The 12,760-nt window shown below is 63.1% G+C and carries 10 protein-coding genes; all 10 read left to right on the forward strand.

All coding sequences use genetic code 11. From position 1 onward, the window contains the following. Positions 1-164: 164 nt before the first annotated feature. The 10 genes from ACN2XU_RS02360 to msrA all read left to right on the forward strand — a co-directional run bounded on the left by ACN2XU_RS02360 (position 165) and on the right by msrA (position 12,519). Positions 165-1,601 (forward strand): NAD(P)-dependent oxidoreductase, encoded by a 1,437-nt coding sequence (locus tag ACN2XU_RS02360; protein ID WP_419408774.1) that lies wholly within the window; start codon positions 165-167, stop codon positions 1,599-1,601. Positions 1,602-1,843: 242 nt separating this feature from the next. Then, complete coding sequence (locus tag ACN2XU_RS02365; RefSeq protein ID WP_419408775.1) at positions 1,844-2,551, forward strand: hypothetical protein; 708 nt, start codon at positions 1,844-1,846, stop codon at positions 2,549-2,551. Further along, the gene (locus tag ACN2XU_RS02370; RefSeq protein ID WP_419408776.1) at positions 2,548-3,006 is read left to right on the forward strand and encodes a GFA family protein; all 459 of its coding nucleotides are present in this window, start codon (positions 2,548-2,550) and stop codon (positions 3,004-3,006) included. Before ACN2XU_RS02365 ends, ACN2XU_RS02370 begins: the two co-directional genes overlap by 4 nt. 113 nt (positions 3,007-3,119) lie before the next feature. Then, positions 3,120-7,661, forward strand: coding sequence for a glutamate synthase large subunit (gene gltB / locus ACN2XU_RS02375; RefSeq protein ID WP_419408777.1), 4,542 nt, complete (start codon positions 3,120-3,122; stop codon positions 7,659-7,661). A 261-nt stretch (positions 7,662-7,922) separates the two neighbouring features. Beyond that, positions 7,923-8,546 carry a VPLPA-CTERM sorting domain-containing protein gene (locus ACN2XU_RS02380; protein WP_419408778.1) on the forward strand — a complete coding sequence of 208 codons (624 nt, stop codon included), beginning with the start codon at positions 7,923-7,925 and terminating at the stop codon, positions 8,544-8,546. Positions 8,547-8,618: 72 nt separating this feature from the next. Further along, positions 8,619-9,368: a monofunctional biosynthetic peptidoglycan transglycosylase gene (gene mtgA, locus ACN2XU_RS02385; RefSeq protein ID WP_419408779.1), complete on the forward strand. Its 750-nt coding sequence runs from the start codon at positions 8,619-8,621 to the stop codon at positions 9,366-9,368. A 346-nt stretch (positions 9,369-9,714) separates the two neighbouring features. Beyond that, complete coding sequence (fzlA, locus tag ACN2XU_RS02390; protein ID WP_419408780.1) at positions 9,715-10,380, forward strand: FtsZ-binding protein FzlA; 666 nt, start codon at positions 9,715-9,717, stop codon at positions 10,378-10,380. An 86-nt stretch (positions 10,381-10,466) separates the two neighbouring features. Beyond that, complete coding sequence (queG, locus tag ACN2XU_RS02395) at positions 10,467-11,504, forward strand: tRNA epoxyqueuosine(34) reductase QueG (protein WP_419408828.1); 1,038 nt, start codon at positions 10,467-10,469, stop codon at positions 11,502-11,504. Positions 11,505-11,566: 62 nt separating this feature from the next. Then, positions 11,567-12,016: a peptide-methionine (R)-S-oxide reductase MsrB gene (gene msrB, locus ACN2XU_RS02400; RefSeq protein WP_419408781.1), complete on the forward strand. Its 450-nt coding sequence runs from the start codon at positions 11,567-11,569 to the stop codon at positions 12,014-12,016. Further along, complete coding sequence (gene msrA, locus ACN2XU_RS02405; RefSeq protein WP_419408782.1) at positions 12,013-12,519, forward strand: peptide-methionine (S)-S-oxide reductase MsrA; 507 nt, start codon at positions 12,013-12,015, stop codon at positions 12,517-12,519. Before msrB ends, msrA begins: the two co-directional genes overlap by 4 nt. Positions 12,520-12,760 lie beyond the last annotated feature (241 nt).

Genomic DNA, 12,760 nt, shown 5'->3' on the forward strand with positions numbered 1-12,760 from the left:
GATCAAATGTAGGTCCGGGTTGACCTCTAAATTCGGAGATCCGAAGGGATTTTTCTGCGCCCGACGCGAAAAAATCGAAATATAGGTCAGCAAGAGTGACTTTTCTTCCGTCTCGCCCTTCTGTAAAGAGGCGCAACCGGAATCCCTGAATGGAGCCAGACCTTATGGCCAAGCAACCCATGCTGAAGTTTGTCGATGTCTCTCGGACGATGCCCGAGAAGCGTGAGGCGACTGTGCGCAACAAAGATTTCGACGAGATTTACGCGGAATACGCGGCGGCGAAGGCCGAGGAGCAGGCGTCCCGGTGCAGCCAGTGTGGCGTGCCCTACTGCCAGTCCCATTGCCCGCTGCACAACAACATTCCCGACTGGCTGCGGCTGACCGCGACCGGGCGTCTGGAAGAGGCCTATGAGGTCAGCCAGGCCACCAACACCTTCCCGGAAATCTGTGGCCGCATCTGCCCGCAGGACCGCCTGTGCGAGGGCAACTGCGTTATCGAGAAGTCCGGCCATGGCACTGTCACCATCGGCAGCGTCGAGAAGTATATCACTGATACCGCTTGGGAAAAGGGCTGGGTCAAGCCGGGGCTGCCGAGCCAGGAGCGGTCCGAGAGCGTGGGCATCATCGGGGCGGGCCCCGGAGGTCTTGCCGCCGCCGACCTGCTGCGCCGGGCCGGTGTGCAGGTCACGGTCTATGACCGCTACGACCGCGCCGGGGGCCTGCTGACCTATGGCATTCCGGGCTTCAAGCTGGAGAAAGACGTGGTCATGCGCCGCTTCGATCAGCTGGAGCAGGCGGGCGTGCGCTTTGTGCTGAATTGCGCCGTGGGTCAGGATATGGCCTTCGAGGATATTCGGGCACAACATGATGCGGTCATCATCGCCACCGGCGTCTACAAGAGCCGCGATCTGGGTGGTGTCGGCAGCGACGCCGAGGGCATCGTGAAGGCGATCGACTATCTCACCGCGTCGAACCGCGCGTCGAACTTTGGCGACAGCGTGCCGGAATTCGAGAGCGGCGCGCTGAATGCCGAGGGCAAGAAGGTCGTCGTGATCGGCGGCGGCGACACAGCGATGGACTGTGTCCGTACAGCCATTCGTCAAGGCGCCACATCGGTCAAATGCCTCTATCGCCGCGACCGCGCCAACATGCCGGGCAGCCAGCGCGAAGTGCAGAATGCCGAAGAAGAAGGTGTTCAGTTTGAATGGCTTACCGCGCCGAAGGGGTTCAAGGGTGAGCCCGTGAGCGCCGTGGTGGTCGAGAAGATGCGCCTTGGCGTGCCGGATGCGACCGGCCGCCAGAGCCCCGAATTGATCGAAGGCAGCGCCTATGAGGAGCCTGCGGATCTGGTGATCAAGGCGCTGGGTTTCTCGCCCGAGGATCTGCCGACGCTCTGGGGTCAGCCGGAGCTGGAAGTGACCCGCTGGGGCACCATCAAGGCGGAGTTCACAACCGGACGCACGGCGCTTCCGGGCGTCTATGCGGTGGGCGATATCGTGCGGGGCGCGAGCCTCGTGGTCTGGGCGATCCGGGATGGCCGCGACTGTGCGGAGGCCCTGTTGACGGACCTTAACGCAAAGGCCGCCGTCGCCGCCGAGTGAGGAATGCGCCGCCCACGAGCGGTGCGGCGGAGAGTTTGGTACAAAACGAGGCGGCTTTCGTACCGATTGCCCCTCTGCCGATCCGGCCCGACAGGGCGCGATTTGCGGGTTTGGTACAAAACTGCCCGAGTTTCGTACTGATACCCCGATCCCTGTGCGCGGATGCACAAGGGGCCGGGGGAACGCCTTAAGACAGGTTAACGGGTCAGGGATGCTGACCATGTCATGTGAGAGAATGAAGAATGTCTGAACGCAGGAAAGACGGACACACGCGGGGTCGGGGCTTTGCCTTCGGCACGGCGTTGGCCGTGCTGCTGCCGGGCATGGCGCTGGCAAACGATCCGTTGATCCCGCGCGAGGCCTGCGAGCCGATCTTCTCCGTGCAGACGCGGAACTGCTCCGTGCAGCATGTCTTCTCCTGCGAGGGCGGCAGCCTGTTCCGGCGCGAGACCTGGCAGCAAGACGAGGCTTTCACAGTCGAGGAGATGACGGCGCGGGGTCTGACGCAGTATCTGTGGCACGAGCACGATGGCATGATCATGGATGGCATTCTTGATCAGGTGAAACCCTATGATTTGCCGGCCGCGCTGGATGCGGGAACGCACGCCTATGAAGGCGTGTCGGCCTTCCGTACCCCATTCTTTCTTGAGCCCATTCCTGCGCGTTTCGTCGGGGTGCTGGAAGCGACTGGAGAAAGCGTGACACTGGATGGCGTGACTTTTGATGTCGTCGAAGACAAGTCCCGAGGGATGGTCAATGCAGTGATGATCGAAGGGACTTACACACTGTATGTAGACCGCGCCAGCGGGGTCGCAATCGAAGGTCCGTCAACCGGGACGATCTTCAACGTGACGATGGAAGACGGCGGGGTGCCGATGAAGGTGATCCGTCCGGGCGAGGCGGGCTTTGGCGAGAATGTCGGGCTTTATGACTGCGGAGCGGTGAGTTGAGCGGCGCGGCGGAACGGTCCGGCGGGTGCCTGTGCGGGGCCGTGCGCTTTGTTGCGACGGACGTTCCGGGCACGGCGGGGATTTGCCACTGCGAGATGTGCCGCCGCTGGACCGGATCGGCGCTTATCGGGGTGACGGTGCCGACGCAAACCGTGCGTTGGAGCGGTGAAGATTTGCGCATCCTGCAGACCAGCGATTGGGCGGAGCGCGCGTTTTGCGGGAAATGTGGATCGGGGCTCTACTTTCGCGTTACCATGAGAGGCGAATGGTATGGCAATACGGAGATTCCCGTGGGGCTGTTCGACGATCCGAACGGGTTCGAGATCACCAACGAGATCTACATCGACCACAAGCCGGACAGCTATGCGTTCGACGGGATGGCGGGGCGGGCGCTGCTGACGCGGCAGGACTGTGTTGAGAAATTTGGTGTGTCGGACGACGAGCCGGCGCGCTGACGGAACATGCGGGACCGGGGCCAGCCCCGGACCCCGGAATATTTTTGGACCAGTGACGCTGGGCCGAGCGATTAAACGGCTGCGGATGCGGCCCTTCATGGAGGACGATGACCATGACCAAGTATGATGCAGAGTGGGTGGCCCGCGAGGAAGCCAAGCGCGCCTTCATGTCCGAGAACGGCATGTATCATGAGAGCGAAGAGCACAGCAGCTGTGGCGTGGGCCTTGTGGTCAGCCTTGACGGCCAGCCGTCGCGGAAGGTTGTCGCCGCCGGGATCACCGCGCTCAAGGCGGTCTGGCACCGGGGCGCCGTGGATGCGGATGGCAAGACCGGTGACGGCGCGGGCATTCACGTGCAGATCCCGGTGAAGTTCTTCTATGACCAGATCGAGCGCACCGGCCACAAGCCGCGCCGCGACGAGCTGATGGCGGTGGGGCAGGTGTTCCTGCCGCGCACGGATCATGGCGCGCAGGAGGCCTGCCGGACGATCGTGGAGTCCGAAGTTCTGCGCATGGGATATTACATCTATGGCTGGCGGCATGTGCCGGTGAAGGTGTCCTGTCTTGGCGAGAAGGCCAATGCGACACGGCCCGAGATCGAACAGATCCTGATTTCCAACGCCAAGGGCGTGGACGAGGAGACCTTTGAGCGCGAGCTCTATGTCATTCGCCGCCGCATCGAGAAGGCGGTTCTGGCGGCGGGGATCAACGGGCTTTACATGGCGTCGCTGTCCTGCCGGTCGATCATTTACAAGGGCATGATGCTGGCCGAGCAGGTGGCGGAATTCTACCCGGATCTGCAGGACGAGCGGTTCGAGAGCGCCTTTGCGATCTATCACCAGCGGTATTCGACCAACACCTTCCCGCAGTGGTGGCTGGCGCAGCCGTTCCGGATGCTGGCGCATAACGGCGAGATCAACACGCTCAAGGGCAACACCAACTGGATGAAGAGCCACGAGATCCGCATGGCCTCGGGTGCGTTCGAGGAGCGGGCCGAGGACATCAAGCCGATTGTGCCGAATGGCTCGTCGGACAGCGCGGCGCTGGATGCGGTGTTCGAGGTCCTGGTGCGCGCGGGCCGCAACGCCCCGATGGCGAAAACCATGCTGGTCCCTGAGTCGTGGTCCAAGCAGGCGGTCGAGCTGCCCGAAGCATGGCGCGACATGTATTCCTACTGCAACTCCGTGATGGAGCCGTGGGACGGCCCGGCCGCGCTGGCGATGACCGACGGCCGCTGGGTGTGTGGCGGTCTGGACCGCAACGGGCTGCGTCCGATGCGGTACGTGGTGACGGGGGATGGCCTGCTGATCGCGGGGTCCGAGATCGGCATGGTTCCGACCGATGAGGCGACGGCGCGGGAAAAGGGCGCGCTTGGCCCGGGTCAGATGATCGCCGTCGACATGAAAGAGGGCAAGCTCTACCACGATGTGGAGATCAAGGACGCGTTGGCGGCCTCCCAGCCCTTCGGCGATTGGTGCGGCAAGATCACCGAGCTTGACGAGACGCTTGCGAAGGTCGACGAAAAGCCGGTGTTCGAGGGGGCCGAGCTGCGTCAGCGGCAGATTGCGGCGGGCTATACCGTCGAGGAGCTGGAGCAGATTCTCGCGCCGATGGCCGAGGACGGCAAGGAGACGCTGGCGTCGATGGGGGATGACACCCCGAGCGCGGTGCTGTCGAAGAAGTACCGCCCGCTGAGCCATTATTTCCGCCAGAACTTCAGCCAGGTCACCAACCCGCCGATCGACAGCCTGCGCGAGTATCGCGTGATGAGCCTGAAGACGCGGTTCGGCAACCTCAAGAACGTGCTGGATGAAAGCTCGGCGCAGACGGAGATCTACGTGGTCGACAGCCCGTTCGTGGGCAACGCGCAGTTCGAAGAGCTGAAGAAGGTGTTCAACGCGCCCTGCATCGAGATCGACTGTACCTTCCCGATGGGGGGCGGGCAGGATGCGCTGCGCGAGGCGCTGGCGCGGATCCGTTCCGAGGCGGAGGATGCGGTGCGCTCGGGGTCGGGGCATATCGTGCTGACCGACGAGCATACGGCAGCGGAGAAGGTGGCGATCCCGATGATCCTGGCCACCAGCGCGGTGCACAGCCATCTGACGCGCAAGGGTCTGCGGACCTTCTGCAGCATCAACGTGCGCAGCGCGGAGTGCATTGATCCGCATTACTTCGCGGTGCTGATCGCGGCGGGGGCGACGGTGGTCAACGCCTATCTGGCCGAGGATTCGCTGGCCGACCGCATCAAGCGCGGTTTGCTGGACGGGTCGCTGACGGAGAACGTGGCGCGCTATCGCGAAGCGGTGGATCAGGGTCTGCTGAAGATCATGGCGAAGATGGGCATTTCCGTCGTGTCGTCCTATCGCGGCGGTCTGAACTTCGAGGCCGTGGGCCTGAGCCGGGCGATGTGCGCGGAGTATTTCCCCGGCATGATCAGCCGGATCAGCGGCATCGGCCTCAAGGGTCTGCAGAAAAAGGCCGAAGAGGTGCATGCGCTGGCCTTTGCGCGCGGTCAGGACGTGCTGCCGATCGGTGGCTTCTACAAGGCACGCAAGTCGGGCGAGACCCACGCCTGGGGCGCGCAGAACATGCACCTGCTGCAGAGCGCCTGTGACCGGGCGTCGTTCGAGCTGTGGAAGCAGTATTCCAACGCGATGCAGGCGAACCCGCCGATCCATCTGCGCGATCTGCTGGCGATCAAGCCGATCGGCGAGGCGATCCCTCTCGAAGAGGTGGAAAGCATCACCTCCATTCGCAAGCGGTTCGTCACGCCGGGCATGAGCCTTGGCGCGCTGAGCCCCGAGGCGCACAAGACGCTGAACGTGGCGATGAACCGGATCGGGGCAAAGTCCGACAGTGGCGAGGGCGGCGAGGATCCGGCGCATTTCGTGCCGGAGCCGAATGGCGACAACCCGTCCGCCAAGATCAAGCAGGTGGCCTCGGGGCGCTTTGGCGTGACCGCCGAGTATCTGAACCACTGTGAAGAGCTTGAGATCAAGGTGGCCCAGGGCGCAAAGCCGGGCGAGGGTGGTCAGCTTCCGGGGATGAAGGTCACCGACCTGATTGCCCGCCTGCGCCATTCGACAAAGGGTGTAACGCTGATTTCGCCGCCGCCGCACCACGATATCTACTCGATCGAGGATCTCGCGCAGCTGATCTATGATCTCAAGCAGATCAACCCGACCGTGAAGGTCACGGTGAAGCTGGTGGCGTCCTCGGGCGTGGGCACGATTGCCGCCGGTGTGGCCAAGGCCAATGCCGATGTGATCCTGATCTCCGGGCACAATGGCGGCACCGGGGCCTCGCCTGCGACCTCGATCAAATACGCGGGTCTGCCGTGGGAGATGGGCCTCACCGAGGCGCATCAGGTTCTGGCGATGAACAACCTGCGCTCGCGCGTGGTGCTGCGCACCGATGGTGGCCTGCGCACCGGGCGGGATATTGTCATGGCTGCGATGCTGGGCGCCGAGGAATACGGCATCGGCACGGCCGCGCTGATCGCGATGGGCTGTATCATGGTGCGTCAGTGCCAGTCGAACACCTGCCCGGTGGGCGTGTGTACCCAGCGCGATGACCTGCGCGCCAAGTTCACCGGCAACGCGGACAAGGTGGTGAACCTGATCACCTTCTATGCGCAGGAAGTGCGTGAAATCCTCGCCTCCATTGGCGCGCGCAGCCTGGAGGACGTGATTGGCCGGGCGGATCTGCTCAGCCAGGTGTCGCGTGGCTCCGAGCACCTCGATGATCTCGACCTGAACCCGCTGCTGATCCATGTGGATGGCTCGGAAAACATCGTCTACGACCGGGACCGCCCGCGGAACCCGGTGCCCGATACGCTGGATGCGGAAATCGTGCGCGACGCTGCGCGGTTCCTGCAGGACGGCGAGAAGATGCAGCTGTCTTATGCGGTGATGAACACGCACCGGACGGTGGGCACGCGGGTGTCGAGCCATATCGTGCGCAAGTTCGGCATGCGCAACGCGCTGCAGCCCGATCACCTGCACGTCAAGCTGACCGGCTCTGCGGGCCAGTCGCTCGGGGCGTTTGCCGCGCCGGGTCTGAAGCTGGAAGTGTCAGGCGATGCCAACGACTATGTCGGCAAGGGCCTGTCCGGTGGTCTGATCGTCGTGCGTCCGCCGCAGGTCTCGCCGCTGGTCGCCTCCGAGAACACGATCATCGGCAACACCGTGCTTTACGGGGCGACCGATGGGCACCTGTTCGCGGCAGGCCGAGCGGGCGAGCGTTTCGCAGTTCGCAACTCGGGTGCGAAAGTCGTGGTCGAGGGCTGCGGCTCCAATGGTTGTGAGTACATGACCGGCGGTGTGGCGGTGATCCTCGGGACCATCGGCGCCAACTTCGGCGCGGGTATGACCGGCGGCATGGCCTATCTCTATGATCCCGACGGCATGGCCCCGGCGTTGATGAACAAGGAGGGCCTCGTGACCTGCCCGGTGAGCACGCCGGAATGGGAAGCGGAGCTGAAAGGTCTGATCGCGCGCCACGCGGAAGAAACCTTCAGCCGAAAGGCGCAGGACATTCTCCAGCATTGGGAGATGGAAAAGGGCCATTTCCTGCAGGTCTGCCCGACGGAAATGCTCGACAAGATCGCCTATCCCCTTGGCATCGAAGAGGACATGGCGGTTCCGGCGGAGTGAGGCGCGCGCCTCTCTGACAGGAAAGGGCGGCTCTTCGGGCCGCCCTTTTGCGTTCCCGTTGGTGGGGCGTTTGCCACAGTGCGGCGCGCAGGCCGGCGGGTGCCGACTGCAAGGTTTACGTGTCGAATTTAACAGTTTATCAACTTATTTACGCAGGTCGGCATTGACCGGGATCCGGCGTCACAAAAAGAACAAGAACAAAAACAATTGAAGACAGAGACGATTTTGGCCTGAGGAGCAGTGGGCGATATGAAGATGATCATGCTGGCAGCAACATTTGCGGGCGCGCTTGCCGCGCCGGTCGGGGCACTGACGACGGGTTTGTCGGATGTGCCGGCAGACGGGTTTTCCGGTACGGTCTATTCGGCGATGGCGGAAAGCGCGACATCCAGCGAGGGCGGCAGCAGCACCGCGTCGGGCTGGTCCGAAGACCTGCTTGCCTGGATCATCAACGCCTTCTTCGGCATCGGCAGCGAGGGGGTTTCCTATCGCGACAATGCGATGGGCCTTTCGGCGATGTTCTCTTCGGACACGTTCGGCGTGCCCCTGATCGCGGATCTCTTCGGCCAGGGCTACACGCGGATCAACCTGAGCGCGACGAACATTGGCGGTTCGGGGCTTGGTCTGTCGGCTGTGATCGACCTGATCGAATGCCAAAGAAACGGAGCGCGCTGCAGCTTTTCGCTCTCCGGCACCGGCGATGCGGGCGCTTTGGGCGGACTAACCGGGGTTTCGGACTTCGAGGCCGCCGCCAATGGCGGGGCCCCGATCAGCAACGGTGCAAACGATTTTGCAGCGATCGCCCCGGTGCCTGTACCGGCCTCAGGCCTGCTGATCCTCGGCGCACTTGGCGCGCTGGGAGCGGTGCGACGCAAACGCGGCTGATCTGCCACGCCCCACAGCAGGGCAGGGGAATGACGGTTTTCGTTTGTCCCCAAACGCTCTAATCCTGTTCCCATGGCGGCGCGAAAGACATCTTCGAAGACATCGGCCAAGGGGCGCAAGGCGGCGGGCAAACCGACCGTGCGGCGGCCCTTTCGCCCTGTGCGCTGGCTCTGGAAATGGGGCTTCAGATTGGGGGTGATCGTGGCGGCGGTGATGCTGATGTTGGTGCTGGTCTTCAAGGGTCTGAACCCGCCGAGCACACATACGATCTGGAACGAGCAGCGGCGGCTGGGATCGGTGGATCATATGTGGGTCGACGCGGACCGGATCGCGCCCGTGATGCTGCGCTCGGTGGTGGCGGCAGAAGATGCGAATTTCTGCAACCACTGGGGCTTTGACATGGACGCGATCCGCGCGGCGATTGCCTCCGGGGCAGCGCGGGGCGGCTCCACGATCTCGCAGCAGGTGGTCAAGAATGTCTACCTCTGGCAGGGGCGCAGCTATCTGCGCAAGGCGCTGGAGGCGGTGATGACACCGATGGTCGAGGCGCTGTGGTCGAAGCGGCGGATCCTCGAAATCTATCTCAACGTGGCGGAAATGGGCGAAGGGATATTCGGCGTGGAAGCCGCGGCGCGGCATTACTTCGGCGTGGGTCCAGAGGCGCTGACGGCACGGCAGGCAGCTCTGATAGCAGCGGTGCTGCCGAACCCGAAGAAACGCAATGCCGCCCGGCCGACCAGTTTCCTGAACAAGAGGGCCAAGGCGATTCAAAGCGGGGCCGCGACAATCGACGCCGACGGGCGGGCCGATTGTTTTCAGTGAGGGGTTTCGCCGCGCTGGCGCGCGTCGACCGGCTGCGGTTTCTGCGAAACCGCAGCGCAAGGGGGCGCTGCCCCCTTCTTGTCCTGCGGCCAATTCATCCCCTGGAGGTATTTGATCAAGAGAAGAAATTGGGAGCGATCCCTCGCTTCTTCTCTTTTGAAATACCTCCGGGGGAGACGCCTGAAAGGCGGCGGGGGCAGCGCCCCCATCCGCGGTTGCCTTTGCGCGGATGCTTGCCGGTTGGCGCCAACATGGCGTAGGGCGGGGCTGTGCCCCGCTTGTCCGCTTGAAACCGGGCGAAATTCCCTGCAATTAGGGGGAAGTTTCCCTCCGTATCAGGATCATCATGGCCGAGTTGTACCACGTTCCCCTCTCTCCCTTTTGCCGCAAGGTGCGTCTGAGCCTTGCCGAGAAACGGATCGAGTGCAAACTGCATGAGGAGCGTTATTGGGAGAAGGATGCGGATTTCCTGCGTCGCAACCCTGCCGCCAAGGTTCCGGTCTTGAAGATTGACGGCAAGACCATGGCCGAGAGTGCCGCCATCTGCGAGTGGATCGAGGAAACCTACCCCGAGCCTTCGCTCATGCCCAAAGGCGTCGATGCGCGCTACGAGGTGCGGCGGCTGGTCGGGTGGTTCGACGACAAGTTCCACAACGAGGTGACGTCGAAGCTCGTTTATGAACGGGTGAACAAGAAGGTCATGAAGGCCGGATTTCCGGACAGTGGCAACGTCAAGGCCGGGGCGCGGGCGATCAAGTATCATCTCGATTACATGGCGTGGCTGCTCGATCACCGGCGTTGGCTTGCCGGGGACAGCATGACGCTGGCGGATTTCGCCGCCGCCGCACATTTGTCTTGTCTGGACTACATATCCGACGTGGACTGGAACCGCTCGGAGGTGGTCAAGGATTGGTATGCCAAGATCAAGTCGCGTCCGGCCTTTCGCTCGATCCTTGCCGATCAGGTGCCGGGTTTCCCGCCGCCTGCGCATTATGCTGACCTGGATTTCTGAGAACGGGGCGTCGGAGCGAGGGGCCAGCCGCTCGCGCTCCCCGGGATATTTCAAGACCGATGATACAGGGGCGGCGCGTGTCTGAATTGGCCAGAGCGCTCAAGGCAGAGGCGGCGGCGGTCGGGTTTTCCGAGTGCCGGATTTGCCGTCCCGGCGATGTGCCACAGGTGGCGGAGCGATTGGCGGACTTCGTTGCGGCCGGGCGGCATGGGCAGATGGGCTGGATGGCGGAGCGGATGCATTGGCGCGGCGCGCCGGATGCGCTTTGGCCGGAGGCGCGTTCGGTCATCATGTTGGCCGAAAATTACGGGCCATTGCATGATCCACTGGCGGTTTTGGGCCTGCGGGATCGGGCGGCGATCAGTGTCTACGCGCAGCACCGCGATTATCATGACGTCGTGAAGAAGCGTTTGAAGCGGCTTGGGCGCTGGTTGATCGAGACCGCGGGGGACAGGCCGGAGATCAAGGTTTTCGTCGACACCGCGCCGGTCATGGAGAAGCCCTTGGGGCAGGCGGCGGGGCTTGGCTGGCAGGGCAAGCATACCAACCTTGTCAGTCGCAGGCTTGGCAGCTGGTTCTTTCTCGGCTGTATTTTCACAACTGCGGAATTGCAGGTGGACGCTGCGGAGGTCGATCATTGCGGCTCTTGCCGGGCCTGTCTGGATGTGTGCCCGACGGGGGCGTTTCCGGCACCGTATCAGCTCGATGCGCGGCGCTGCATTTCCTATCTGACGATCGAGCATGCGGGACCTGTGCCGGAGGAATTGCGCGCAGGTCTGGGCAATCGGATCTATGGCTGTGACGATTGTCTGGCGGTTTGCCCCTGGAACAAGTTCGCGCAGGCCTCGGCGGAGGTGAAGTATCACGCGCGGCCTGATTTGGTCGCGCCGGAGTTGGAGGCGCTGGCAGTGCTGGACGACGCGGCCTTTCGGGCGCGTTTTTCCGGATCGCCGATCAAGCGGATCGGGCGGGATCGGTTCGTGCGCAATGTTTGCTATGCCATCGGCAATTCCGGCGATCCGGCGCTTGTGCCCGCGGTGCAGGCGCTTTGCGAGGATGATGATGCAGCGGTGCGCGATGCGGCGCGCTGGGCTGTGCTGCGCCTCAAGGCCACGCTTGCGTGAGAGTGATTGCATTTCACCCGGTTCGTCCCACATTCTGATCTGAAAGCGACAGGAGATTACGCATGGCCCAGTATGAACGCCGTCCGGAGGTGATCGAAAGCCTCAGCCCCGAACAGTATCGCGTGACGCAGCAGAACGGCACGGAACGGCCCGGGACGGGCGAATATCTCGCCAACAAGGCGCCAGGGATTTACGTCGATATCGTGTCCGGCGAGCCGCTCTTTGCCAGCGCGGCAAAGTACGAGAGCGGCTGTGGCTGGCCGAGTTTCGTCAAGCCGATCGCGCCGGACAACGTGGTCGAGTTGCGTGATACCTCGCTCGGGATGGTCCGGGTGGAGGTGCGCTCGCGCCATGGCGACAGCCATTTGGGGCATGTGTTTCCGGATGGTCCGGCGGACCGGGGCGGGCTGCGCTACTGCATCAACTCGGCCTCGTTGCGGTTCATCCATCGCGATGACATGGAGGCCGAGGGTTATGGACAATATGTGGAACAGGTTGAGGAGGTCGAATGATGGAACGCGCTGTTTTGGCGGGGGGCTGTTTTTGGGGGATGCAGGATCTGATCCGCAAGCTTGACGGGGTCGAGAAGACCCGCGTGGGCTATACCGGCGGGGATGTAGAAAATGCCACCTACCGCAACCACGGCACCCATGCGGAGGGGATCGAGATCCTGTTTGATCCGGCGCGGATTTCCTATCGTCGGCTGCTGGAGTTCTTCTTTCAGATCCACGATCCCACCACGGTGAACCGGCAGGGCAATGACCGGGGGATGAGCTATCGTTCGGCGATTTATTATGTGGACGAGGATCAGCGGGCTTGTGCTTTGGAGACCATCGCGGATGTGGAGGCCTCGGGGCATTGGCCGGGCAAGGTCGTGACCGAGGTGGAGCCCGTGGGCGCGTTCTGGGAAGCGGAGCCGGAGCATCAGGATTATCTTGAGCGCATCCCGCACGGCTATACCTGCCATTTCCCGCGCGCCGACTGGGTCCTCCCCAAACGCCAGGCGGCGGAGTAGGCCGAAAAAGCCCCGACTTTTTCGGCCGGTGGGCAAGGTCGCTCTTTTGCATGGCAAAAGAGTCTACGCCCACGCAGGTGTTATTCCGGGTGGCTGGCCTGCATAGAGCCCCGACTTTTTCGGCCGGTGGGCAAGGTCGCTCTTTTGTATGGCAAAAGAGTCGACGCCCACGCAGGTGTTATTCCGGGTGGCTGGCCTGCATAGAGCCCCGACTTTTTCGGCCGGTGGGCAAGGTCGCTCT

This window comes from Pacificoceanicola niger (assembly GCF_048553275.1).
GTDB lineage: Bacteria > Pseudomonadota > Alphaproteobacteria > Rhodobacterales > Rhodobacteraceae > Pacificoceanicola.